Origin of the sequence: Kineosporia succinea, assembly GCF_030811555.1 — a bacterium.
Classification (GTDB): Bacteria; Actinomycetota; Actinomycetes; order Actinomycetales; family Kineosporiaceae; genus Kineosporia; species Kineosporia succinea.
Window position 1 is genome coordinate 1,833,769 of the sequence record NZ_JAUSQZ010000001.1, and the last position, 23,587, is coordinate 1,857,355.

22 protein-coding genes are annotated in these 23,587 nt (G+C 71.1%); 9 read left to right on the plus strand and 13 right to left on the minus strand.

What is annotated here, in order from left to right; translation table 11 throughout:
* Positions 1-60 precede the first annotated feature (60 nt).
* Positions 61-1,032: an aldo/keto reductase gene (locus tag J2S57_RS08095; protein ID WP_307240077.1), complete on the minus strand. Its 972-nt coding sequence runs from the start codon at positions 1,030-1,032 to the stop codon at positions 61-63.
* A 54-nt stretch (positions 1,033-1,086) separates the two neighbouring features.
* Here J2S57_RS08095 and J2S57_RS08100 point away from each other — a divergent pair, with 54 nt between their 5' ends.
* Positions 1,087-2,526: an MFS transporter gene (locus J2S57_RS08100; RefSeq protein ID WP_307240079.1), complete on the plus strand. Its 1,440-nt coding sequence runs from the start codon at positions 1,087-1,089 to the stop codon at positions 2,524-2,526.
* Between the two features lie 69 nt (positions 2,527-2,595).
* Positions 2,596-4,518 (plus strand): potassium transporter Kup, encoded by a 1,923-nt coding sequence (locus J2S57_RS08105; RefSeq protein WP_307240081.1) that lies wholly within the window; start codon positions 2,596-2,598, stop codon positions 4,516-4,518.
* Here the strand turns inward: J2S57_RS08105 and J2S57_RS08110 are convergent.
* Positions 4,515-5,291 carry an ArsR/SmtB family transcription factor gene (locus tag J2S57_RS08110; RefSeq protein ID WP_307240083.1) on the minus strand — a complete coding sequence of 259 codons (777 nt, stop codon included), beginning with the start codon at positions 5,289-5,291 and terminating at the stop codon, positions 4,515-4,517. The genes J2S57_RS08105 and J2S57_RS08110 overlap by 4 nt on opposite strands.
* A gap of 156 nt (positions 5,292-5,447) precedes the next feature.
* Complete coding sequence (locus tag J2S57_RS08115; RefSeq protein ID WP_307240085.1) at positions 5,448-6,812, minus strand: lytic transglycosylase domain-containing protein; 1,365 nt, start codon at positions 6,810-6,812, stop codon at positions 5,448-5,450.
* 94 nt (positions 6,813-6,906) lie between these two features.
* Here J2S57_RS08115 and J2S57_RS08120 point away from each other — a divergent pair, with 94 nt between their 5' ends.
* Entirely contained in the window at positions 6,907-7,188 is a 282-nt protein-coding gene (locus tag J2S57_RS08120) for a DUF427 domain-containing protein (RefSeq protein WP_307240087.1), read from the plus strand.
* Here J2S57_RS08120 and J2S57_RS08125 read toward each other — a convergent pair.
* The 3 genes from J2S57_RS08125 to J2S57_RS08135 form a co-directional block, all read right to left on the minus strand.
* Positions 7,185-7,856, minus strand: coding sequence for a response regulator transcription factor (locus J2S57_RS08125; protein ID WP_307240088.1), 672 nt, complete (start codon positions 7,854-7,856; stop codon positions 7,185-7,187). The two genes, J2S57_RS08120 and J2S57_RS08125, sit on opposite strands and share 4 nt — an antisense overlap.
* Before the next feature lie 170 nt (positions 7,857-8,026).
* The gene (locus J2S57_RS08130) at positions 8,027-9,361 is read right to left on the minus strand and encodes a sensor histidine kinase (RefSeq protein WP_307240090.1); all 1,335 of its coding nucleotides are present in this window, start codon (positions 9,359-9,361) and stop codon (positions 8,027-8,029) included.
* A gap of 25 nt (positions 9,362-9,386) precedes the next feature.
* Complete coding sequence (locus J2S57_RS08135; protein ID WP_307240092.1) at positions 9,387-11,585, minus strand: MMPL family transporter; 2,199 nt, start codon at positions 11,583-11,585, stop codon at positions 9,387-9,389.
* Positions 11,586-11,807: 222 nt separating this feature from the next.
* Between J2S57_RS08135 and J2S57_RS08140 the strand changes: the two genes are divergently transcribed.
* Positions 11,808-12,941: a TDT family transporter gene (locus J2S57_RS08140; protein WP_307240094.1), complete on the plus strand. Its 1,134-nt coding sequence runs from the start codon at positions 11,808-11,810 to the stop codon at positions 12,939-12,941.
* A gap of 147 nt (positions 12,942-13,088) precedes the next feature.
* A complete protein-coding gene (locus J2S57_RS08145; RefSeq protein ID WP_307240096.1) occupies positions 13,089-14,117 on the plus strand; it encodes an isopenicillin N synthase family dioxygenase in 1,029 nt (342 codons plus the stop codon).
* Here J2S57_RS08145 and J2S57_RS08150 read toward each other — a convergent pair.
* The 3 genes from J2S57_RS08150 to J2S57_RS08160 all read right to left on the minus strand — a co-directional run bounded on the left by J2S57_RS08150 (position 14,110) and on the right by J2S57_RS08160 (position 15,375).
* Complete coding sequence (locus J2S57_RS08150) at positions 14,110-14,337, minus strand: hypothetical protein (RefSeq protein WP_307240099.1); 228 nt, start codon at positions 14,335-14,337, stop codon at positions 14,110-14,112. The genes J2S57_RS08145 and J2S57_RS08150 overlap by 8 nt on opposite strands.
* A gap of 57 nt (positions 14,338-14,394) precedes the next feature.
* Entirely contained in the window at positions 14,395-14,880 is a 486-nt protein-coding gene (locus J2S57_RS08155; protein WP_307240101.1) for a MarR family winged helix-turn-helix transcriptional regulator, read from the minus strand.
* A gap of 321 nt (positions 14,881-15,201) precedes the next feature.
* Positions 15,202-15,375, minus strand: coding sequence for a CsbD family protein (locus J2S57_RS08160; protein ID WP_307240103.1), 174 nt, complete (start codon positions 15,373-15,375; stop codon positions 15,202-15,204).
* Between the two features lie 126 nt (positions 15,376-15,501).
* On the opposite strand from J2S57_RS08160, the gene J2S57_RS08165 reads away from it, so the two are divergent.
* Both J2S57_RS08165 and J2S57_RS08170 read left to right on the plus strand, forming a co-directional pair.
* Positions 15,502-16,446, plus strand: a complete 945-nt coding sequence (locus J2S57_RS08165; protein ID WP_307240105.1) for a DUF4097 family beta strand repeat-containing protein — start codon at positions 15,502-15,504, stop codon at positions 16,444-16,446.
* Entirely contained in the window at positions 16,443-16,877 is a 435-nt protein-coding gene (locus J2S57_RS08170; RefSeq protein WP_307240107.1) for a DUF2089 domain-containing protein, read from the plus strand. Before J2S57_RS08165 ends, J2S57_RS08170 begins: the two co-directional genes overlap by 4 nt.
* A gap of 310 nt (positions 16,878-17,187) precedes the next feature.
* Here J2S57_RS08170 and J2S57_RS08175 read toward each other — a convergent pair whose 3' ends face one another.
* The 3 genes from J2S57_RS08175 to J2S57_RS08185 form a co-directional block, all read right to left on the minus strand.
* Positions 17,188-18,099 carry a polyadenylate binding domain-containing protein gene (locus tag J2S57_RS08175; protein WP_307240108.1) on the minus strand — a complete coding sequence of 304 codons (912 nt, stop codon included), beginning with the start codon at positions 18,097-18,099 and terminating at the stop codon, positions 17,188-17,190.
* A gap of 169 nt (positions 18,100-18,268) precedes the next feature.
* The gene (locus J2S57_RS08180) at positions 18,269-19,054 is read right to left on the minus strand and encodes an ABC transporter permease subunit (protein WP_307240110.1); all 786 of its coding nucleotides are present in this window, start codon (positions 19,052-19,054) and stop codon (positions 18,269-18,271) included.
* Entirely contained in the window at positions 19,051-19,983 is a 933-nt protein-coding gene (locus J2S57_RS08185) for an ATP-binding cassette domain-containing protein (protein WP_307240112.1), read from the minus strand. Before J2S57_RS08185 ends, J2S57_RS08180 begins: the two co-directional genes overlap by 4 nt.
* Before the next feature lie 163 nt (positions 19,984-20,146).
* Here J2S57_RS08185 and J2S57_RS08190 point away from each other — a divergent pair, with 163 nt between their 5' ends.
* Together J2S57_RS08190 and J2S57_RS08195 are read left to right on the plus strand one after the other, a co-directional pair.
* Positions 20,147-21,385, plus strand: coding sequence for a sensor histidine kinase (locus J2S57_RS08190; protein ID WP_307240114.1), 1,239 nt, complete (start codon positions 20,147-20,149; stop codon positions 21,383-21,385).
* Positions 21,366-22,061, plus strand: a complete 696-nt coding sequence (locus J2S57_RS08195) for a response regulator transcription factor (protein WP_370882597.1) — start codon at positions 21,366-21,368, stop codon at positions 22,059-22,061. The genes J2S57_RS08190 and J2S57_RS08195 overlap by 20 nt, the downstream gene beginning before the upstream one ends.
* A 54-nt stretch (positions 22,062-22,115) precedes the next feature.
* Here J2S57_RS08195 and J2S57_RS08200 read toward each other — a convergent pair whose 3' ends face one another.
* Positions 22,116-23,480 (minus strand): N,N-dimethylformamidase beta subunit family domain-containing protein, encoded by a 1,365-nt coding sequence (locus J2S57_RS08200; protein WP_307240133.1) that lies wholly within the window; start codon positions 23,478-23,480, stop codon positions 22,116-22,118.
* Positions 23,481-23,587: the final 107 nt, after the last annotated feature.

Consider the following 23,587-nt stretch of genomic DNA (forward strand, 5'->3'; position numbering starts at 1 on the left):
AATGTAGGCGAGCCGGGGGATTCCGGCCGCTTCCTTCCGGACGACCTCGGTGAAGGGATGCTATGCGTGCCCGGCCACGGCCCTCGGGGTGTACGGCGATTCGAGCTGCTCCACCTCGTCGTCGGTCAGCCGCAGGTCCAGCGCGGCGAGCGCGTCGGTCAGGTGGTGGGCCTTCGTGGCGCCGATGATCGGAGCGGTCACCACCGGGTTGCGGGCCACCCAGGCGAGGGCCACCTGCGCGCGGGAGACGCCCCGCGCGTCCGCCACCCGGGCCACCGCCTCGACGATCTGCCGGTCGCTGTCGAGGTAGAGCGTCTGGCCGACGGCGTCGGTCTCCTGCCGCGGGCTGGCCGCGTCCCAGTCGCGGGTCAGGCGTCCGCGGGCCATCGGGCTCCACGGGATCACCCCGACGCCCTGGTCGGCGCAGAACGGCAGCATCTCCCGCTCCTCCTCCCGGTAGAGCAGGTTGTAGTGCGGCTGCATGCTGGTGAACCGCGTCCACCCACCCAGGTCGGCGGTGTACTGCGCCTGGGCGAACTGCCAGGCGTGCATCGAGGAAGCGCCGATGTAGCGGGCCTTCCCGGCCTTCACCACGTCGTGCAGCGCCTCCATCGTCTCCTCGATCGGCGTCTCGTAGTCCCACCGGTGAATCTGGTAGAGGTCGACGTAGTCGGTGCCCAGACGGCGCAGGCTGTTGTCGATCTCGGCCAGGATCGCCTTGCGGGACAGGCCACGGCCGTTCGGCCGGTCGCTCATCGGGTAGAAGACCTTGGTGGCGATGACCACCTCGTCGCGGCGCGCGAGCTCGGCCAGCGCCCGGCCGACGATTTCCTCGCTGGTGCCGTCCGAGTACATGTTGGCGGTGTCGAAGAAGGTGATCCCCGCCTCCAGCGCGGCCTTCAGGAAGGGCCGGCTGCTCTCCTCGTCGAGGGTCCAGGGGTGGGTGCCGCGGGCGGGCTCCCCGTAGCTCATGCAGCCCAGCGCCAGGCGCGAGACCTCCAGACCGGTGGAACCGAGCTTGACGTAGTCCATGCCGGACAACCTAAACCTCGACGGTCCGTGACGATTTCGGGCAGTCTCAGTGACATGCCTGTCAAAGAACCGTTGCGTCTGGCCACCCCACAGGGCCGCTGGGTCCTGACCGCCGCCGTCCTCGGCAGCGCGGTCGTGAGCCTCGACGCCACGGTGGTCAACGTGGCGCTGCCGACGATCGGGCGGGACCTGGACGCCGACGTGGCCGGGCTGCAGTGGACCGTCAACGGGTACGCGCTCACCCTGGCGGCCCTGATCCTGCTCGGTGGTTCGCTCGGCGACCGGTTCGGCCGGCGCCGGGTGTTCGTGATCGGCGTGGGCTGGTTCGGCATCGCCTCGCTGTTGTGCGGCCTGGCCCCGAACCTGGAGGTGCTGGTGCTGGCCCGGGCCCTGCAGGGCATCGGTGGGGCGCTGCTGACCCCGGGCAGCCTGGCGATGATCTCGTCGTCGTTCCATCCGGCCGACCGGGCGCGGGCGATCGGCGCCTGGTCGGGTCTGGGCGGGGTGTCCGCGGCCGCCGGGCCGCTGCTGGGCGGGGCCCTGCTCGAGCAGTCGTGGCGCCTGATCTTTCTCATCAACCTGCCGCTCACGGTCTTCGTGATCGTGCTGGCCCTGCGGCACGTGCCGGAGTCCCTCGACCCGGGGGCCGCCAAGAGCCTGGACCTGGCGGGTTCGGTGAGCGGGGCGATCGGTCTCGGCGGCGTGACCTACGCCCTGATCGCCGCGGGCGGCCTGCCCAGTCTCGTCGCGGGTGCCGTGGGCCTGACCGGACTCGCCGCCTTCGTGCTCGTCGAACGCCGCAGCAACCACCCGCTGGTGCCGCTCGACATCTTCGCCAACCGCCAGTTCACCGCCGCCAACCTGGTCACCCTGGCCCTCTACGCCGCCATCTCCGGCACCTTCTTCCTGCTCGCGGTGGTGCTCCAGACCGTGGTCGGGCTGAGTCCCCTGCAGGCCGGAGCGGCCACGCTGCCGCTGACCCTGCTCATGCTCACCCTGTCGTCGCGCACCGGTGCCCTCGCCGCCCGTATCGGCCCCCGCCGCCCGATGACGATCGGCCCGCTGGTGATGAGCGCCGGGCTCCTGCTCATGCTCCGGATCGACGTCGGCACCGGCTATCTCACCACCGCCCTGCCCGCGATCCTGGTCTTCGGGTGCGGCCTGACCCTGACCGTCGCCCCGCTCACCGCGGCCGTGCTGGGCGCCGCCGAGGACCGGCACGCCGGCGTCGCCTCGGGCGTGAACAACGCCGTCGCCCGCACCGCCGGACTGCTCTCGGTGGCCGTTCTGCCGCTCGTGATGGGCCTTTCCGGCGACGATTTCAACCGCGCCGGGCCGCTGGCCGACGGCTTCCACACCGCCGTCGTCGGTTGCGCCGTCCTGGTGATCCTGGCTTCGGCGATCGCCTGGACCCAGATCCGCGACGACATCCTGGAGCCCGAGCCCCAGCCGTACAACTGCCCCGTGAGCGAGCCCCCGGTGCACCCTCGGTGACCGTCCGGACACGTGTCAAGATCCTGTCAAAATGTTGCGCCGTCACGGACCCGGCCTCAGGCTCGCGGCGTGCAGAACCCTGACCAGGCCACTCGCAACCCCTCGCTGGCGCGGCTCGCGCTGACCGTCGGCGCGCTCGGCGTGGTCTTCGGGGACATCGGCACCAGCCCGATCTACACGATCCAGACCGTGTTCAACCCGGAGGACCCGCACCCGGTGCCGGTCTCGGTCGAGAACGTCTACGGCGTCATCTCGCTGATGATCTGGTCGGTGACCCTGATCGTCACGCTGGAGTACGTGCTCTTCGTGCTGCGCGCCGACAACGACGGCGAGGGCGGCATCCTGTCGCTCATCACCCTGATCAAGCGCCGGGCGGTGCCGGGCACCCGCCGCACCAAGGCCCTGCTGGCCGCGCTGGGCATCTTCGGCGCCTCGCTGTTCTTCGGCGACAGCATGATCACCCCGGCCATCTCGGTGCTGTCGGCGGTCGAGGGCCTGGAAGTGGTGCGCCCGTCGTTCGCGAGCTGGACCGTGCCGATCACTGCGGTCATCATCGTCGGGCTGTTCACCGCCCAGAAGTTCGGCACCGCCAGGGTCGGGCGGCTCTTCGGCCCGGTGATGATCATCTGGTTCACCACCATCGGGGCGGCCGGCATCAGCGGGATCGCCCGCAACCCCGAGGTGCTCAAGGCCCTGTCGCCCACGTACGCGATCAGCTTCCTGTTCGGGCACTTCGGCATCGCGTTCTTCTCGCTGGCCGCCGTGGTGCTGGCGATCACCGGCGCCGAGGCCCTCTACGCCGACCTCGGCCACTTCGGCCGCGCCGCGATCACCCGGGCCTGGCTGTTCCTCGTCTTCCCCGCCTGCCTGCTCAGCTACCTGGGCCAGGGCGCGCTGGTGCTGCACGACCCGGCCAACCTGAGCAGCCCGTTCTTCCTGCTGGTGCCCGACTGGGGCCGCCTGCCCCTGGTACTGCTGGCCACCGCCGCCACCGTGATCGCCTCGCAGGCCGTCATCACCGGCGCGTTCTCGGTGACCCACCAGGCGATCCAGCTGGGCTACCTGCCGCGCCTGCGCATCCTCTACACGAGCGCCCAGTCGATCGGCCAGATCTACGTGCCCTGGATCAACTGGGCGCTCATGGTCTCGGTGCTCACGCTGGTCTTCGCCTTCCAGAGTTCGCACAAGCTGGCGTACGCCTTCGGCATGGCCGTGACCGGCACGATCACCATCACGACCACCCTGTTCTTCTACGTGGCCCAGCACCGCTGGAAGGTTTCCCGCTGGCTGACTTTCAGCCTGGCCGGGGTCTTCCTGACCCTCGACGTGCTGTTCCTGTCGGCCAACATGACCAAGCTGGTGCACGGCGCCTGGCTGCCGCTGCTGATCGGCGTCACCGTCTTCACCGTGATGACGACCTGGCAGCGAGGACGCGCCCTGGTCACCGAACGCCGCGAGTCCGAGGAGGGTTCGCTGCGGGACTTCGTGGACAGCCTGCACACCCGGAAGCCGGAACCGGTGCGGGTGCCGGGCACCGCGGTGTTCCTGAACCGCGGCAAGGAGACCACCCCGCTGGCGATGCGGGCCAACGTCGAGCACAACCACGTGCTGCACGAGCATGCCGTGATCGTGTCGATCGCGACCCGCCCGGTGCCGTACGTGCCGCCCGCCGAGCGGATGGTGCTCGACGAGCTGGGCTACGCCAACGACGGGATCACCCATGTCACGGCCTATTTCGGCTACATGGACGAACCGGACGTGCCCGCCGCCCTGGCCCTGATCTGCGGCACCGCCCCCGAGCTACCGGTCTCGCTCGGCGACGCGTCGTACTTCCTGTCCACCATCGACCTCGAGGTCGGCCAGGCGCCGGGCATGACGATGTGGCGAAAACGCCTGTTCGTGGCCACGTCCGGAATCACGGCGGATGCGGCGGACTACTTCCGCCTGCCCCGCGACCAGACCGTCATCGTGGGTTCGCGGATCGAGGTCTAGAGCGTCTTACCGGTCTCGAGAAGGGTTTTCAGACCGGAGAGCACCGAGGGCCAGCCCTGCTCGACCATCTCGACGATCGCGCTGCCGGGCTCACCGCCGTGCACGAGAGTCAGCTTGACCACGCCGTTCTCCTGCGGTTCGAGGGTGAACGTGGCCGTGGTGCGGGGTTCCGACGCCACCTTCGCGCGGACCTCCTGGTCCCAGCCCACCTTGTCGGCGAACTCCGGCGTGAGGCCGTGCCAGGTGTACGAAAGACGCTCGAACGGCTCGGACTCCACCACCCGCTGATCGGGGTCATCCATCACGACACCCTCGAAGTCCCAGACGATGGCACTGCCCTTCTTCCAGTCGGTGCGGAACTCCACCCCCCAGTACTGTTTGGTGAACTCGGGCTCGGTGATCGCGCGCCAGACCTTCTCCGGCGTGGACCGGATGAACGTGGTGTAGACGAAACTGCTCATGTTTCCGCCCTCCAGTGCACTTTTGAGACCGGCCAGGGCCTGCGCCCGGCTCCGGTCGTACTTGGACATCCACCGGTCGGCGATGGCGTTGATCGGCTCGGCGTTCAGGTGGTGCAGCAGCTCCCGCCCCTGGCGCAGGGTGGTGACCAGACCGGCCGCCTCCAGCACCGCCAGATGCTTGCTCACCGACTGCCGGGCCATGCCGAGTCCAGCACTCAATTGCTTGAGACTCTGCCCGTTCTCGGCCGCGAGCCGGTCGAGCAGTGCTCGCCGGGTCGGGTCGGCCAGGGCCTTGAACACCGCATCGTCCATCGCTTTCCTCCTACGACAGGCAGCCTAATAGCTGCCTATCCGGAAAGGCAACCGTTTGGCTGCCCTTCCTGATTCTCCGGCAACCCCATGAAGGACGCCCAACAGCCCGATGCGGGCTGGTGGGCGTCCTTCGTGGGCCGGGTTCTGGTTCGGCCGCTAACTCGCCACCGGAGTGCCCGAAGGGCGGTCACCGTCGGCCGGGGCCTCGGTCTCCTCGTCGCACGGCGTGAGCGTCGGGGACGGCGTGCCGGTGGGAGTCGGCGTCGGGGTGGACGTCGGGGTCTCCTCGGGCTCGCAGGTCTGCGTCGGATCGTCCGTGGGGGTGGGGGACGTGGTGGGGTCGTCGGGCTTCGGGGTCGGGCTGGTCGTGGGCCCGGTCGTGGGGCCGGTCGTCGGGCCCGTGGTGGGGCTCGTCGTCGGCTTGTCGGTGGTCTTGGTGGGAGTGGGGGACGCGGGGGGCTTGCCGGTGCTCTTGGTGGGAGTCGGCCTGGTGGTCGACTTCGTCGGCGTCGGCCTGCTCGTCGACCTCGTCGGCCTGGGGGTGCTCGTCTTGGTGGGCGTGCTCTTCGGCGGCTTCGGGATCGCCGGCGGCGGACCGGGAGCGGTGCCGGGCGGATCCGTGTGCGTCGGGCCCGGGCTCGGGGTCTCGTCGTCCGAGGTGTCCGGCACCGTCTGCGACTGGCCGGTGCGGTAGGCGGTGGCCAGCGAGAGCACCAGCGAGACATAGCTGTTGCTGCGGTTGTAGCGGTAGACGGCGGCGGCCTGGCCGGTGCGGTTGTCGAGAACCCCGTCACCGGCGCACAGGTACGTGCCCGCGGCGAGAGCGGCGTTGTCGATGTTCTGCGGGTTGCCCTTGCCGTAGGCCTTCCAGGTGCCGGGCAGGAACTGCATCGGGCCGACGGCGCGGTCGACGGACGAGTCGCCGTCGTAGGCGCCGTTGTCGGTGTCACCGATGCGCGCGGTGCCCGGGGTCGAGCCGTCGAGCCGCACCCCCAGGATGGACGGGGTGACCACGCCGGCCGAGGTGATGGACGAGCCGCCGTAACGGCCGTGGTTGCTCTCGACCCGGCCGATCCCGGCGATCAGCGACCAGTCGATCCGGCACGACGGGTCGGTGCGGGCGAGGGACGCGGCGGCGGCCCGGTAGGCCTGCTCGGCCCGGGCCGGGATGCCCGAGGAGGTCAGGCCGTCGGTCTTGCTGATGCCGTAGGCACCCTCGGCGGTCGGCGTCGGCGACTTGCTGCTGCTCGGCAGCGAGTCGAACGGCCAGGCCGTGGCGGTGCCGGCGCTCGGCATCAGGCTGGCCGTCGGAAACGGATAGGAGCTGGTGGGAGTGGCGAACGCGGTGCCGGAGGGGCTGACCGTGGCCTGGTCGGCCAGGGTCTTCTTCTCCTGCGCGACGCTTGATCCGGACATCATCAGGACCACGGCGACCGCCAGGAGAAAGGCCGCCACCGCAGCTGACCGGCGCAGCGCGGTGGCGCTGCCCCGGATCAATCGTGCCGAATCGGTCCATTGCACCCCAGAACCTTAAGCAGAAATACGCCGGAGGTCAGCCCCGTTGGGTGAATGGATCCTGATTCACAGTCATCGGGGACGAGTCACTGGAGGAAACGTGCGCGCCATCTGGAACGGCACCGTGATCGCCGAGTCCGACGACATCGTCGAGGTCGAGGGCAACCCGTACTTCCCGGCCTCGTCGCTGCGGCAAGACCTTCTGACCTCGAGCGACACCACGACGGTGTGCCCCTGGAAGGGCACCGCGTCGTACTACTCCCTGAATGTCGACGGGGCCACGAACCCGGACGCGGTCTGGTACTACCCCACACCGAAGGACGCCGCGGCCCAGATCCGTGACCGGGTGGCGTTCTGGCGCGGCGTGACGTACGAAAACTAGGGGCTGACCAGGCCGCTCTGGTAAGCGGCCACCACCAGCTGGGCCCGGTCGCGGGCGCCGACCTTGGTCATGGCCCGGTTCACGTGGGTCTTGGCGGTGAGCGGGCTGACGAAGAGCCGTTCGGCGATCTCGTCGTTCGACAGGCCGAGCGCCACCAGCGTGGCCACCTCCCGCTCACGCTCGGTCAGCGCCGAGAACTGCTCCGGCGTGGGTGGGCTCACGCTGCTCGGGCGGGCCAGGAACTCGGTGATCAGGCCACGGGTGGCGCGGGGCGAGAGCAGGGCGTCGCCGCTGGCCACGGTGCGGATGGCGGTGAGCAGCTCGTCGGCCTCGACGCCCTTGCCGACGAACCCGCTGGCCCCCGCCCGCAGCGCCGCGAGCACGTACTCGTCGATCTCGAAAGTGGTCACCACCAGCACCTTCACACCGGCCAGATCGTCGTCGGCGCAGATCATCCGGGTGGCCTCGAGGCCGTCGAGGTCGGGCATGCGGATGTCCATCACCACCACGTCGGCGCGCAGCGAGCGCACCTGGTCGACGGCCTGCCGCCCGGTGCCGGCCTCGCCGACCACCTCCAGGTCGGGGGCCGAGTCGATCAGCACCCGGAACCCGGCACGGATCAGGGCCTGGTCGTCGGCCAGCAGGACGCGGGTCTTCTGGTTCGTCATCACGCTTCTCTCAGGGGACGCCCGGGACGGTTCGGGGCTGTCAGGGGTTTCCGGGCATCAGGGCGGTCAGGCGGTTCCGGGCTCAAGCGGGTTCCGGGGTTCAGGCGGTTCCAGGCGTCAGGCGGGTTCCGGACTTCAGGCGGTTCCAGGCGTCAGGCGGGTTCCGGGGTTCAGGCGGTGCCGGGTTCGGCCGTGGTGGAGACCGACGCTGAGGCCGAGGCACCGGTGAGCCGGGCCGGCAGGCAGACGGCCGGGCCCTTGGTCTTCTCGGCGGCCACCGGCTCGGGGGCCCGCTTCTCGGGTTCCTTCTTCTCCGGCTCCTCCGGGCGCACCGGCAGCTCGGCCCGCACCCGCCAGGTGCCGTCGGGCTCGGGAGCGGCCCGCAGCCGGCCACCGACCGCCAGGGCCCGCTCGCGCATGCCGATCAGGCCGTACCCACCGAGCAGGGAGTCGTCGTCGCGGGCCGGCCGGGCCAGCACCCCCTGCGCGTTGACCACGTCGATCGTCACGGCCTCGGCGGTGAACACCACGTCGAGCCGGGCCGAGCCGGACCCGTGCTTGTGCGCGTTGGTCAGCCCCTCCTGCACCAGGCGGAAGGCCACCAGGTCGACCGCGGGCGGCAGCGGACGGCGCTCGCCCCGGATGGTCCAGACCACCCGCAGGCCGGAGGACTCGAACGAGTGGATCAGGCCGGGCAGGTCTTCCACCCCGGCGGCGGGCTCGACCGGGGTCTTGGTGTCACCGGGCCGGCGCAGCACGTTGAGCAGCCCGGTGAGTTCGTCGAGAACCGTTCGGCTGGAACGGCGCACATGGGTGAGTGCCTCTCCGGCCTCGTCGGGCTTGTCGCGCACCAGGTGCTCGGCCACCGAGGCCTGCACGTGGATCACGGCGATGTGGTGAGCCACCACGTCGTGCAGTTCCTGGGCGATGCGCAACCGCTCCTCGGCGACCCGGCGCCGGGCCTCCTCCTCGCGGGACTGCTCGGCCCGGTGGGCACGCTCCTCGATCGCCGCGACGTAGGCCTTCTTGCTGGCGACGGCCTCCCCCACGGCGGCGAAGAAGCCCACCCACAGCAGCGACCCGATGCTGCGGCCGACGTCGATCCCACCCGCCCCCAGGTTCTCGCCGACGATGATCGTGGCGCTGCTCAGCCCCCAGCAGATGATGCTGTGACGGCGGTTGCCCTGCAGGCCGACCGAGACCATCGCCGCCCCGACGGCCAGGATCACCGGTGAGGTGGCCCCCTCGAGGTGCCAGAGCACACCCGCGACCCCGAGTGTGGTGCAGGCCAGGGCCAGCTTCGGCCAGGGTGAACAGAGCAGCAGCACCGCGAAGATCGCGGTCACGGCCAGCATGACCGGGCCGGAGCCGGTGCCCGGGTGCTTCTCGTCGAGCTTCAGGCTGATCGTCACGGCCAGGACCAGGAGCGCCACGGCCCGAAGACCGTCGGCCACCCGGGGATGGATCCGGGGGTGGCCGACGGTCTTCGGCAGAGTCAGTCCCATCTGAGCACTGTAGGCCGGGGACTCGTCACCGGGACACCAGTTCGGCGGCCGGTGGTTCCCCCGCGGTCTCCTCCGGGAGCGGTTCGTCGGCCGGGTCCACCGACAGGTGCGGCAGGATCCGGTCGAGCCAGCCCGGCAGCCACCAGTTGGCGTTGCCGAGAGAGTGCATGACGGCCGGCACCAGGATCGTGCGGATCAGGAAGGCGTCGATCGCCACCGCCGCCGCCAGCCCCACACCGAACTCCGCGATCACCCGCTGGCCCTCGAGGATGAAGGCCGCGAACACGAAGATCATGATCAGCGCGGCCGCCGTGATCACCCGGCCGGTCTCGGCCTGGCCCACGGTCACCGCCCGGGCGTTGTCCCTGGTGTGCGTCCACTCCTCGTGCATGCGGCTGACCAGGAACACCTGGTAGTCCATCGACAGGCCGAACAGGATCGCCAGCATGATCACCGGCAGGAAGGCCTCGACCGGACCACCCGGCCCGGCGCCGATCAGCTCCGAGCCCCAGCCCCACTGGAACACGGCCACCAGCACACCGAACGAGGCGGCGGCCGCGATCAGGTTCATCACCGCGGCGGTCAGCGGCACCACGATGCTGCGGAAGGCGAGCAGGAGCAGCAGGAACCCGAGGCCGATGATGACGCCGATGAACAGGGGCAGCTTGCTGGTGAGGACGTCGGCGAAGTCGTCGAAGATCGCCGTCGCACCACCCACGTGAACCTGCATGGTGGTGCCGTTCTCGGCCGGCGGGATCACGTCGTCCCGAAGGCGCTGGATCAGCTCGCTGGTCTTCTCGTCCTGCGGCGAGCTGGTCGGGATCACCTGGATCATCCCGATCGTGGCGCCCGGCTGGGTGGGCACGGCGGTCACCGCGGCCACGCCCGGGGTCTGCTGCAGCGTGGTGGCCAACGAGGTCAGGGCCTGCGCGTCGGAGTCGTCGCCGAGCTCGGCGACCAGCAGCAGCGGGCCGTTGGAACCCGGGCCGAAGCCCTCGGCCAGCAGGTCGTAGGCCTGACGGGTGGTGCTGGTCTCGGGGTCGTTGCCGGCGTCGGACAGGCCGAGGCGCACCGACAGCGCGGGCAGCGAGAGCACCACGATCATCGCGGTCGCGACCACTCCGAAAAGCGCCTTCCGGTTGGCGATCCGGTGCGCCCAGCGTCCCCAGAAGCCCTCCTGCGCATGGCTGGCCGACGGGCCGTTCTCGGCCAGCTGTCGCCGCTCGCGGCGGCTCAGCAGGCGCATCCCGAAGAAGCCGAGCGCGGCGGGCAGCAGGGTGATCGCGGCGGCGACCGTGGCGAGCACGGTGATGGCGGCGCCGACGCCCATGCCGGCCAGGAAGCTCACGTTCAGCACCAGCAGGCCGAGCAGCGCGATGACCACGGTGCCACCGGCGAAGAGCACGGCCCGGCCCGAGGTGTTCAGCGCCCGCGCGGTCGCTTCCTCGGGCTGCAGACCGGATTTCAGCCCGTTACGGAAGCGGGTGACGATGAAGAGCGCGTAGTCGATGCCGACGCCCAGGCCGATCAACGCGGCCAGGGTGGGCGCGATCTGCGAGAGCGACATGCCGAACGAGAGCTGGCCGATCGCCATGATGCCCACGCCGACGCCGAAAAGCGCCACCAGGATGGGCATCAGGCTGGCGAAGAGCGAGCCGAAGGCGATGAACAGGATGATCGCGGCGGCGACGACACCGATGATCTCGGCCACCCCGCCGATCTCCTGCGACTGCACGGCCTGGCCACCGAGCTCGACCTGAAGCCCGTCGCCGTCGGCCGCCTGCGCGGTGTCGATGACCTTGTCGATGTCCTCGACCGGGATGTCGGCGGCCAGGCCGTCGAACTGCACGGTGGCGAAGGCGATCGTGCCGTCCTGGCTGACCTGCCCGGCGCCGGCCTCGTCGTAGGGACCGGTCACGCTGACCACGTGCGGCAACTGCGCGACCTCGGCCAGCATCGGCGCGGCCCGCTGCTCGAGCGCGGCGTCGGTGATGCTGCCGCTCTCGGCGTGCAGCACGATCTGGGCCGTGTCACCGGCCTGGTCGGGGCTGGCCTGCTCGAGAAGCTCCAGCGCCTTGGAGGATTCGGTTCCGGGCAGGCTGAACTCGTCGGAGTACGAGGTACCGCGCGCCGCGGTGACGGCGCCCAGAGTGACCAGCAACGCCAGCCAGAGCGCGAGAACGACGTACCGGTGCCGATAGCACCATCGGGCGAGTGCGGTCATGACGGATGAATCCCCTCCAGGTGACTGATTTCCGAGAAGCGGGGCGGCGACGCCCCACCCTCAGAAGAATGGTGATCACGGCGGCCGGGCACATCGTCCAGAAATCGACACCTGGGCCTACTACGAGCGCGGTACCTACCCTGAGGGTCACAAGGCCACCCTGTGACCATCCAGGTGCGCGCCCCGTTCCGCCGGACCCGGCACCGAACCAGACTCGACAGCGTGACCCTCACCGCACCGCGCACCGCCGTTCGACGCGTCCGGACGCAAAAACCCGGCCTGACCGCATCTCTCGCCCCGAACTGGTTCGCCGCGGTGATGGGCACCGGCATCGTCGCCACCGCGGCCACGGCCCTCTCCCCCGGCCGGGGCCTGCACGAACTCGCGGTCGGGGCCTGGCTCACGGCTACCGCGACGCTCGTAGTCCTGGCCGTCGGCACACTGACGCAGTGGGTGCGGCACCGCGCGATCGCCCGCTCACACCTTCGCCACCCGGTCGTCGCCCACTTCTACGGGGCACCGCCGATGGCCGTGCTCACCGTGGGTGCCGGGGCGCTGCTCGTGGGTGGCGACCTGATCGGTGAACGCGCCGCCCTGGTGGCCGCCTCCACGCTCTGGACGCTGGGCACGGCGATGGGACTCGTCAGTGCCGTCCTGGTGCCCTATCGGCACATCACGGGCGGGCTCGGCCGCGCCGACGCCGCGTTCGGCGGGTGGCTGATGTCCGTGGTACCGCCGATGGTCTCGGCCACGACCGGCGCCGCCCTCCTGCCGCACCTGCCGGCCGGCCAGCCCCGCCTCACCCTGTTACTGGCGCTCTACGGCCTGTTCGGGGTCAGCCTGATCGCCTCGGTCGTGATCATCACCCAGATCTGGGCCCGGCTGCTGCACCACGGCCTGCCGCCCGCGAAAATGGTTCCCACGCTGTGGATCGTGCTCGGCCCGCTGGGTCAGTCGGTCACCGCCGCGGTGGCGCTCGGGCGGCAGGCGGACTCGGCCATCGCCGATCCCTACGCCACCGCGCTGCGGGCCTTCGGCGTGGTCTACGGCGTGCCGGTGCTCGGATTCGCCCTGCTGTGGGCCGTTCTGGCGTTCGCCCTCACCCTGCACACGGCCCGCACCCCGGCCGGACTGCCGTTCGCCCCGACCTGGTGGGCCTTCACCTTCCCGGTCGGCACCTGCGCCACCGGGGCGGCCGGGCTGGCCGGAGCCACCGGGGCCCTGGTGCTCGAGTGGCTCGCGGTGGCCCTGTTCACCGGCCTGCTCACCGGCTGGATCGTGGCGGCCACCGGCAGCCTCAACGCCGCCCGGGTCGCCCGGCGTCCGGTGAGCCCCGCGTGGTCGTACACGATCTGAGCGTCACCGGGCCGTGAACGTCAGGCAATCACGGTGAAATCCAGCCCGGCGCGGCGTAACGCCGTGTTCATGGCCGGCCTCTACCGTCGGAACTTCGCCGGATCACTCGGCGAGCCGATCGGCGCGACGGAGGGGAAGATCAGGCTCATGGGTACAGGCCACACACTCGACGTCCCGACGATCGACCTGGCCGTGTTCCGCGACGGCACGGCGGCCGACCGCGCCCTCGTGGCCGCGGCCTTCGACCGGGCCGGGTCCACGGCCGGTTTCGTGCAGGTCGTGGGTCACGGCGTTCCGGCCGAGGTGGAGGCCGGGCTGATCGCCGCGATGGACGGATTCTTCGGCCTGCCGATGTGGCAGAAGAAGGCTCTGCGCCCGGCGTCGCCGGAGTTCAACCGCGGATATACGCCACCGCGCGCCGAACGGCTCGGGATCGGCTCGCACTCCGCCGCCGACCTCTTCGAGGCCTTCAACATGGGCCGCAGCAGCGAGGACTTCCCCGGCCTGGAGCTCGACGAACTGCAGTACGCGCCCAACCTCTGGCCGCTGCGCCCGGAGAGCTTCGAGCCCGGCGTGCTGGCCTGGTTCGGCGAGGCGGCGCGGGTGGCGCGCGAGATGACGTCGGTGATGGCGGTGGCGCTCGGGCTCGACCCGGCCTTCTTCACCGGTTATCAGGACCACGCCCTGGAAGTGCTGCGGCTCAACCACTACCGGGCCCCGGCGCCCGAAACCGCGCTGCCCACCGGGCAGGTCGGCCTGGGCACGCACACCGATCCGGGCATCCTCACCGTGCTGTGGGCCGACCCGTCGGTGCGGGGGCTGCAGGTCCTCGGCGCGAACGGTGAATGGCACGACGTGATCCCCGAGCCCGGAGCACTTCTCGTGCAGCTGGGCGATCTGCTGGCCCGCTGGACCAACGACCGCTGGGTCTCCACACCGCACCGGGTGCTGCCGCCGACCGACGAGAACGGCACCCTGGTGCGCCGCCGCTCGGCCGCGTTCTTCCACGACGGCAATGCCGACGCGGTGATCTCGGTACTGCCCGGCTGCGCCGACGAAGACGTGCGTTACGAATCTGTCACCGTGGCAGACCATCTCGCGGCCCGGGCGATCGGCTCCCGGGGGCCGGACGCGGATCCTGCCCCCGGGCGCGAGACCGAGAAACTGCTCAGCTGACCGCCGCGTGCTTGGTGCTCATCAGGAGGGCGAAGATCTCGTCCCGCCAGAAACGAGCACCGTTCGGGTAGCCACGCATCTGCTCCCAGTACTCGTCGACCGCCTCGCGGGCGGCGGCGGACAGGCGGGTACCGGCCGGCTCGTCGAGCTGGTCACCGAAAGCGGCAACCCCCTCGGCGATTCCGAGGAGGCGTTCGAGCAGGATGGCGGAGGGGTTCATGACAGGCGCATCGGCAAACGGGTGAACCCGCTTGACCCTCCGTGACCGAGTTTTGTTCTAGCTCTCGTTCGCGTGGAGCTTGCCCTGCACGCGCAGGCCGATCTCGGTGAGCTGGCCGAGCTGCTCGGGGGTGAGCTGGTTGATCAGCATCTCGCGCACGGCCCGCACGTGACCCGGCGCGCTGGCGGCCAGCTTGGCCCGCCCGGCGTCGGTGAGCTCGGCGTTCATGCCCCGGCGGTCTTCCTCGCACTCCACCCGGCGCACCCAGCCGGCCTGCTCGGCCCGGGTGACCGCCCGCGTGACCCCACTGCGCGTGGAGAGGGTGAGATCGGCCAGCTCGCGCATGCGCAGCTTGCCGTCGGGCGCCTCGGACAGACGAACCAGGAGGTCGTAGTCGGTGAGCGTCAGGTCGGAGTCGGCCGCGAGCTGCCGGTCGAGAGCCGCGAAGAGCATGCGGGTGCTGTCCAGGTACGCCCGCCAGGCGCCCTGCTCGGCTTCGCTGAGCCAGGTGTCGTCGGCGGCGGGGGCGTCGTTCTCATGCACCCGGTCCAGCTTACCGCTAATGGTTGACGGCGCAACGACCTCGATGGCACCATGGATGCCGTCGGTCTCATGACTACGCGCGCACCCGTCTTCCCCCCGAGACGCTGCGCTGCGGCTGGGCCGGCTTCTGCAAGTAACGCTTACCGTCCCGCCTAACCCCTCCGAGGCGGGACGGTAAGCGCGTTTTGGCACTCAGTGACGCAAACCCTGCCTTTCGATCAGGGACGCGCCGGTCACCAAACGACGAATCCCCGGCTCCTGCGGAACGAGAGTTCCGGAGGAGCCGGGGAGGACTCGACGTGGAGCGCGGGACAGAACCCGTCAGTGCTTGAACGCGTCCTTCACGTGCTCGCCCGCCTGCTTGACGTCGGCCGACGTCTGGTCGGCGCGGCCCTCGTTCTCCAGGCGCTGGTCGTCGGTGCCCTTACCGACGGCTTCCTTGGCCTTGCCGGCCACGCTCTGCGCGGTGTTCTTGATCTTGTCAGTGGCACTCATGACGATCTCCTTCAGCTCGCTTGCCTTCACTCTCGCCCCTGAACGCGATCTCCGCATCTCAGGGTGTCCCCCCAAAGTGGAAAGTCAGGGTTCACAATTGTCGAAGCTTGGGTTTCACTATTGAGCATGAGTGACGAACTGGAAGCGATTCTCAGGAGCGTCGCCTCGGGGGAGATCAGCCCGGAGGCGGCCATGAAGGCGATCGACGAGCAGAAGGTGAAGCCGGCCACACCACCGGCGCCCGTCCCGGCACCGGAGCCCGCGGCCCCGGCGTCCCCCAGCACCTCGTCCACGACCGCGGCGACCGGGAGGCCCGCGTCCGGGGGCCCGGTGTTCGGCACCCCGCCGTCGAGGCACGCGGGTGGCACCCCGCCGATCAGCGGAACCATCGGCACCGTGCGGGTACTCGGCTCGTACCGGGCCGTGCAGGTCGTGGCCGACCCGTCGGTGGCCCAGCTCTACGTGACCGGCCCGCACCGGATCAGCCAGGAGGGCACCACCCTCGTCGTGTCCGGCACCGGGCCGCTCGACGAGCCCGGCCCGGCGAACCGTTCCGGCAACCTGCCCGGCGGTTTCAGCTTCAGCGACCTGCCCAAGACCCTCACCTGGGCGCGGTCGTGGAAGGAGCACCAGCTTCTGGTGCGGGTGAACCCCGAGCTGCTGGTCGAGCTCGAGGCGACGGGGGCCGAGGTCAAGCTCAACGGCCTGGTCGGCGGGCTCAGGGTGCGCGTGGTGGCGAGCTCGCTCAAGGCCGAGAACCTGCGCGGGCAGCTGGATCTCGAGGCGATGTCGTCGTCGGTCAAGCTGAGCACGGTGCCGCTGGGTGAGTCCCGGATCTACGTGGAGAGCTCGTCCGCCCGCATCACCCTGCGCGAGGGCAGCGATCTGCGGATCTCCGGCACGAACCGGATGGGCCGGCTGCAGCTGCCCGACCGCCCGGTGAGCACGCTGCCGCTGGAGGACCAGACCACCGAGGCGGTGGTGGGTTCCGGGCGCGACCTGCTGAAGGTCGAAGCGGTGATGAGCTCGGTGACGGTGGGCGCCCAGGTCTGGGACGAGGTGCCTTCGTGAGCTCCACCTCCGGCGAGCGCGGCTACCGGGCACCCCAGCAGTGCCCGGTCTGCGGCGACGAACTGCACCTCACCCAGCTCGGCTGTGACTCCTGCGGCACCGGTATCAGCGGGCATTTCCACCACTGCGACTTCTGTGCACTGGAGGAGTCGGAACTCGATGTGCTGCGGGTGTTCCTGGCCTCGCGCGGCAACATGAAGGAACTCGAACGGCACCTCGGGGTCAGTTACCCGACGGCCCGGGCCCGGTTCGACGACCTGCTGTCCAAGCTCGGCCTGCGCCCCTCGGCCACCTCGGCCCCGGCACCGGCCACCACGGCGGATGCGACGGAACGTAGTGCCCCGGACGAGGCCACCCGGCTGGCCACCCTGCGCGCGCTGGCCACCGGCGAGCTCGACGTCGATGCCGCCCGCAACCTCCTCGGAGACTGAGCGGCCGACGCATGCACCCTTGCTGACCGGGGGTTTCCCGAGTGCAGGGGTGCATCTGTCGGCTGTCGGCACCTGGGGGCAGAATGCTCCTCCGGCGCCGGTCGGGCGGCCTCACGGTCGCCCGAACACCCCAACCGGGCTCGGTTCCGGACAAGGGCGTGGCGACGGAGAGCTACTGTCACAGCGGTTGTCGAGCGGCGGTCCCACCGTCGCCGGGAACGGCGGCGGGCCGACAGCCTCCGCAGAAGAGTGCACGGCCGGTGCCATCGGGCCACCGGAGGGGATGTCCCGCCGGCATCCGGCCGTGCGCTCAGGTGGTCGAGTCGGTCGTGCCACCCGTGGTGCCGTCGGTGGTGCCACTCGTGCCGTCCTGGCTCTGGCCCTGACCGAGCTGGCCCTGATCCTGACCGAACTGGCCCTGCCCCTGACCGAACTGACCGAACGGCGAGGTGCCGCTGGAGTCCTGGGACGTGCCGGTGCCGTCCTGCGTGCCGGTGCCACCCTGCGTCCCACCTTGGGTGCCGCCCTGGGTCCCACCCTGAGTACCGCCCTGAGTACCGCCCTGGGTACCGCCCTGCGTGCCACCCTGGCCCGGGAAGCCGCCCTGGCCGCCCTGTCCCATCTGACCGCCGAAACCGCCACCCGGGAAACCGCTCTGGTCGCTGGTGGTGGACGAGGCGGAAGCCCCCCGATCGTGGCCGACCACGTAACCGGTCGCGAAACCGACACCGAGCAGCAGGATGCCCCCGATGACCGCCGCCGCCACGGGCGTCTTCAGTTTCTCGGTGAGACTGCCACCCCTGCCCCCGGCGGCCACCGGGACACCGCCGAGCTGGTCCTGCGGGACCTCGAAGGTGAGACCTGACTGCTGCGGGTAGGGCCCCGGCTGACCGGGACCGATCAGGGTCGTCGACTGCACCGACCGGCCCGGCTGCGCGATCTGGTCCGGCTGCGCGATCTGGCCCGGCTGCCCGGCCTGGCCCGACGGCAGGGACTGCACGGGCTGCGCCTGGTGACCCGGCTGGATCGGCTGGGTCGGCTGGGTCGACTGCACCGGCTGACCGGGCTGCGTCGGTGCCCCGGGCTGACCGGAGGCCGGCTGCGGCGGGGCCCACATCGGGGTGCCCGATGCCTGCGTCTGGTTCTGGGCGTCGCTGCGGACAGGGGCCGGGTGGTTGTCCACCGGCACCGCGGTCGTCGTCTGCCCCTGGTTTTCTGCCATGTCCCCAGAGTTCGGCCCTCCGATGGGGAGATCCCGCATCCGCGCTGTGAACCAGCTATGAGATGCCCTCCGCGTGCTGTGCCCTCGCAGACGACACCCCGTGGACGACAACGGGAGCCGGCGGCCACCCTCCGTGGCCACCGGCTCCCGTCCCCTCCCGGAAGAGGCCTTACTTCACCTCACGCCGCACCGTGCGCACGGCCCCGATCACCAGGGGCGCGACCATCCAGAGCGCCACCGTGGCCAGGACCTTGGCCCACTCCTGCCCGCTGATGCCCTCGGCGTTGATGAGCACCTCGAGCGTCGCGTTCGGGTTGAGCCACTCGCTCGGCGTCTGCAGGGCCGAGAACATCGAGGCCAGGCTGAACACGATCGGCAGGGCGAAGAAGCAGACGATCGCCACCGGGGTGTTGCCGAACAGCAGGCCGAACCCGACGCCGATCGCGAAGTTGATCGCCACGAAGAGCACCAGCTCGGCGACGACCACCGCGGTCACGTCCCACGGGTCGCGCGCACCGGAGAACAGCGTGGCGACGGCGGCCACCGCCAGCGTGACGGCCATGGTGATCACCGAGAGCACCAGCGCCGCCAGCAGTTTCGCCGCGATCACCTTGCCCCGCTGCGGCACCAGGGTGAAGGTGGTGAGGGCGGTGCGCTGACTCCACTCGCTGGTGACCGTCATGATCCCCAGCACCGGCCCGAAGACCGTGATCGGGAACGCGGCCAGCTGCACGTAGGTCAGCAGGGTGCTGTCGTCGTCGCCCCAGATCGCCATCGCCCCGATCACCAGGGCCACCAGACCCGCGGTGATGATGAGCAGCCAGCGCCCGGCCCGGGTGTCGGCCATCTTGCGCAGCTCGATCCGGGTGAGCGTGAGCATGCTCGGGCGGTTGACCTTCAGGTCTTGCGTGGCGCCGGGCGCGGCCCAGGCGGGCAGGGCGGTCTGGGCGCTCATCGGACGGCCTCCATCGGGGCGTTGTTGACGGCTCCGGCCGGGGCGGCGGCCGTCGCGGTGGCGGTGAGCTGCAGGAAGAGGGCCTCGAGCCCGGCCCCGTCGGCCGGGCGCAGCTCGCTGAGCACGGTGCCGGAGGCGGCTGCGGCCTGACCGACCACCAGTGCCTCGGCGTCGACGAGCAGCGCGCCGTCGGCGGTCGGGGTGACCTTGACGCCCTGCTGGGCCAGGGCCTGGCCCAGCCGCTGCGGGTCGAGGGCCCGCACCAGGGTGCCCGCCCCGGCGAGCAGTTCCTTCTTGCTGCCGTCGGCGGCGATGCGGCCGTTGCCGATCACCACCAGGTGGTCGGCCACCGCCTCGACCTCGTGCAACAGGTGCGACGAGAGCAGCACCGTGCCGCCCCGGTCGGCGAACTCCCGCAGCAGACCGCGCATCCAGAAGATGCCCTCGGGGTCGAGGCCGTTGGCCGGCTCGTCGAGCACCAGCGTGGACGGGTTGCCGAGCAGGGAGTGCGCCAGGCCGAGGCGCTGGCGCATGCCGAGCGAGTAGTTGCCGACCCGCTTGTCGGCGGCCTTCTTGTCGAGGCCGACCAGGTCGAGCACCTGCACGACCCGCTCGCGGGGCAGGCCGAGCAGCATGGAACCGAGGGTGAGCACCTCCCGGCCGGTGCGGCCGGGGTGCTGTGCGGAGGCGTCGAGCAGCACACCGACCGCGCGCCCGGGGTTGGGCAGGCTGCGGTAGGGAATGCCATCGATCAGTGCACGCCCGCTGGTCGCGGGGGTGAGGCCGGCCAGGATCCGCATCGTGGTGGACTTACCGGCGCCGTTCGGACCGAGGAAGCCGGTCACGGTGCCCGTCTCACAGCGGAAGGAGACATCGGCGACGGCCGTCTGGCTGCCGTATCTCTTCGTCACGTTCTCGATCTCGATCACGGGAACAACCTTTCCTTGCCGGTAGCCCTCCCCGCGTCCGTCTTCGGACCGATTCGAGGCCCCCTCGGTCCACCTCCGGGTTAGACGAAAGTCGGTCCCCCGGCATACCTCGGGTATCCCTGGGGTGATGGTGACGGCCCGTTCGGGTGCCTACGGTGGCGGGGTGAGCCTCGAATCCCCCGCGATGTCCGGCTGGCTACCGGGCGAGATGAACAGAATGACGGACGCGGGTGGGCACCGCCCGCGGTCGGGTCGCGACTGGGCGGTCGACACCCTGTTGTTCCTGCTCGCGGGGCTCATGGTGGTCCTGCTCATGGTCACCGCCGAGCCCGACCGGCCCCCTCACCCGGTGCTGCAGGGGCTCGACGTGGCGCTCGGGGTCCCCTGCATCCTGCTGCTGTGGTGGCGCCGGCGGTGGCCGGTGCGGCTTGCCTTCCTGATGGCCCCGCTCACCGCGGTCTCGGCGATCGCGGGTCTGCCGGCCCTGGCCCTGTACTTCACCGTGATCGTGCACCGGCCGCTGCGGCACCTGCTGCCGCTGGGCCTGCTCAACCTGGCCGCCGGCTGCCTGAGCCTCTACGTCCGGCCCGATCTCAACGGCAGCAGCGCCCTCGGCAACCTGTTCATCAACGTGCTGCTGATCTCCGCGGTGACCGCCTGGGCCCTGTTCACCCGGGCCCGGCGCCAGCTGGTGGTCTCGCTGCGCGACCGGGCCGAACGGGCCGAGAGCGAGCGCAACCTGCTGCTCGAGCAGGCCCGGGCCTCCGAGCGCACCCGCATCGCCCGCGAGATGCACGACGTGCTCGGCCACCGGATCTCGCTGATCACCATGCACGCGGGCGCCCTGGAGTTCCGCGCCGACAAGGCCGGGCCCGAGGTGGCGGAGTCGGCGGCGGTCATCCGCGCCAGCGCGCACCAGGCCCTGCAGGAGCTGCGCGAGGTGATCGGCGTGCTGCGCACCCACGGCGACGAGGACATCCCCGACCGTCCGCAGCCCACGCTCGGCGACATCCCCGACCTGGTCGAGGAGTCCCGCCGGGCCGGCATGAACGTCTCGCTCGAGCTGGGGGCGCAGGCCGGGGGCCTGATCGGGCGCACGGTCTACCGCATCGTGCAGGAGGGCCTGACGAACGCCCGCAAGCACGCCCCGCACACCGCGGTCCGGGTCACGGTGACGGGCGCCCCCGGCACCGGCATCGACGTCACGGTGGTCAACCGCGCACCCCTGGCCCCGCCCGACGAGATGCCCGGGGCCGGGCAGGGTCTGGTCGGCCTGGCCGAGCGGGTGAATCTGGGGCAGGGGCGACTCGAGCACGGGCGCACCACCACCGGCGACTTCCGGCTCCGGGCCTGGTTGCCCTGGCCCGTGGACGAGGACGAGGCTGGGGCCCGTGACGTCTGACAAGACCCGGGTCCTGATCGTCGACGACGACGCGCTGGTGCGCGCGGCGCTGCGGATGATGCTGTCCGGCAGTGACGAGGTGGAGGTCGCCGGGGAGGCGGACGACGGTTCGCAGGTGCCGGCCGTGGTGCGCGAGACCCGGCCGGACGTGGTGCTGATGGACATCCGGATGCCGCGCGTCGACGGCCTGGCCGCCACCGAGCAGCTCACCCGCGAACCCGGTGCGCCGCAGGTGATCGTGCTGACCACGTTCGACGCCGACGAGTACGTGCTGCGCGCGCTGCGGGCCGGGGCCAGCGGGTTCCTGCTCAAGGACACCCCGCCCGCCGACCTGGTGCGGGGCATCCGCACGGTGGCCGCGGGCGACGCCATGCTCTCGCCCGCCGTGACCCGGCAGCTGATCCGGCACGTCGGCGCCCCGCCCACGGTGCCCGACCACGCCAAGCGCCGCGCGGCCGCCCGCACCCGTCTGGACCCGCTGAGCGACCGCGAGCGCGAGGTGGCCGTGGCGGTGGGGCAGGGCCGGTCGAACGCGGAGATCGGCGAGGAGCTCTACATGAGCGTCGCCACCGTGAAAGCTCATGTGTCCCGGGTGATGACGAAGATCGGGGTGTCGAACCGGGTGCAGATCGCGATCCTCGCCCACGACGCCGACCTGGACCCTCCGACCCGTTAGAGGCTGTTCGCGGGCTCCGGCGCGCGTCGGGTCCGAGGCTCGGCCGGGGCCGGGTCAGGGCAGGTTGCGCGCGGCCTTGGCGGTCGCGAAGGTCTGCACGACGTTGCGCGTGACCATGACCGCGACCTGCTGCGAGCGGGCGTCGACCTGGATGCGGCGGCCGGACGCGTCGGTGCAGGCGTTGCTGATCGTGCACGCCCAGGCCTGGGTGCCGGCGGTGAAGATCCCGGCGCCGGAGTCCTTCTCGAGGTAGCTGGTGGCCTGGGTGGCGCCGCAGTCGAGGTCGGCCGAGGCGACCACGGTGGCGCCCTGCGACTCGTTGAGCCGGTCGAGCCGCCCGGAGACCAGCTGCGGCAGCACCTCACCGTTGTCGGCCGAGGTGCCCCGGAAGCCCCACCACGACGGGTCGGTCACGCGCAGGCCGGTGGGCTCGGCGGCGGTGCAGGTGGCGGCCGAGCCGGTGAGGCGGGTGGACGACGCGGTCGCCAGGGCGGCGACGGTGAACGTGCGCCCGTCGGCGCCCTGCAGGACGACGTTGGTCTGGGCCGACCCGGCTCCGAAGAACGCCAGGTTGGTACCGCCCTCGACGGCGTCGTTCACCGCGTTGCGCATGCGGGCGGTCCAGTAGCGGCTGTCGCCGTCGACCAGCAGCGCGGTGGCGCCGTCGGCGAGCTCCGGGGCGGTGGCCAGGTCGGCGTCGGTCAGGTACACGACATCCGTTCCGGTGCGCTCGATCTGGGCGATCAGCCCGGCCTCGGCGAGCAGCCCGCCGCTGCCGTCGCCGGTGAGGTACGGGCGGTTCAGCGTGACCTTGCCGCCCTGCTGTGCGGAGGTCGCCCGGCCGGTCGCGGCCCAGGTCATCGGGGAGGTCACGACGACCACCCGGCCGGCCACACCGTTGCGCCCGGTGGTGACCGTCAGCGGCACGTAGCGGCTGGCCGCGCCCAGGTCGAGACGGATCAGGTAGGCCCCCTCGGGCCAGCCGGTGGTGTCGACGGTGGCGGTCGAGGTCCATGACGCGGGAGCGCCGGTCTGCGGGGTGGCCTGGTAGACGGCCTGCTGCACCTGACGCGCACCGGCTCCGGCGTACCAGCCGAGGCGGTAGGCGGTGGCCTGCACCGGCCCCTCGCCCTTCAGGAAGAGGGGAACCTTGTCACCGGGGGACGCGGTGGTCGCTCCGGCGTACGCGGCCAGTCCGGAGGCGCGCCCCTGGGCGGCGGTGATGCGCCACTCGCGGGTGCCGGGGAGGGCGTTCTCCTCGCCGACGGTGCCCGCAGCGGCCGCGCTCACCAGCCCGCCGCGCACCTGGGAGGTGGCCTGCGAGTCGTCGGCGGAGCCGGATCCACCCGCACTGAGCAACCCGGCCAGGCCACCGAGAGCGGCGAGGGCGGTCACGGCGAGAACACGCTGGGACGGCACGACCACTGATTCTGTCGGGCACCTACCGTCCGGTGCCAATTGGCCAGCTCGACCCGTGCGTCACTTCCTTCACACGGCCCCCGGGGCTTGCGCAACCTACGGGTTCG

What these genes read in the sequence shown, in the direction of transcription:
- J2S57_RS08095 (WP_307240077.1), bottom strand. Translation starts at nt 1,032, where the DNA reads ATGGACTACGTCAAGCTCGGTTCCACCGGTCTGGAGGTCTCGCGCCTG.
- J2S57_RS08100 (WP_307240079.1), top strand. Translation starts at nt 1,087, where the DNA reads ATGCCTGTCAAAGAACCGTTGCGTCTGGCCACCCCACAGGGCCGCTGG.
- J2S57_RS08110 (WP_307240083.1), bottom strand. Translation starts at nt 5,291, where the DNA reads ATGGACGATGCGGTGTTCAAGGCCCTGGCCGACCCGACCCGGCGAGCA.
- J2S57_RS08125 (WP_307240088.1), bottom strand. Translation starts at nt 7,856, where the DNA reads ATGACGAACCAGAAGACCCGCGTCCTGCTGGCCGACGACCAGGCCCTG.
- J2S57_RS08130 (WP_307240090.1), bottom strand. Translation starts at nt 9,361, where the DNA reads ATGGGACTGACTCTGCCGAAGACCGTCGGCCACCCCCGGATCCATCCC.
- J2S57_RS08135 (WP_307240092.1), bottom strand. Translation starts at nt 11,585, where the DNA reads ATGACCGCACTCGCCCGATGGTGCTATCGGCACCGGTACGTCGTTCTC.
- J2S57_RS08145 (WP_307240096.1), top strand. Translation starts at nt 13,089, where the DNA reads ATGGGTACAGGCCACACACTCGACGTCCCGACGATCGACCTGGCCGTG.
- J2S57_RS08150 (WP_307240099.1), bottom strand. Translation starts at nt 14,337, where the DNA reads ATGAACCCCTCCGCCATCCTGCTCGAACGCCTCCTCGGAATCGCCGAG.
- J2S57_RS08160 (WP_307240103.1), bottom strand. Translation starts at nt 15,375, where the DNA reads ATGAGTGCCACTGACAAGATCAAGAACACCGCGCAGAGCGTGGCCGGC.
- J2S57_RS08165 (WP_307240105.1), top strand. Translation starts at nt 15,502, where the DNA reads ATGAGTGACGAACTGGAAGCGATTCTCAGGAGCGTCGCCTCGGGGGAG.
- J2S57_RS08175 (WP_307240108.1), bottom strand. Translation starts at nt 18,099, where the DNA reads ATGGCAGAAAACCAGGGGCAGACGACGACCGCGGTGCCGGTGGACAAC.
- J2S57_RS08180 (WP_307240110.1), bottom strand. Translation starts at nt 19,054, where the DNA reads ATGAGCGCCCAGACCGCCCTGCCCGCCTGGGCCGCGCCCGGCGCCACG.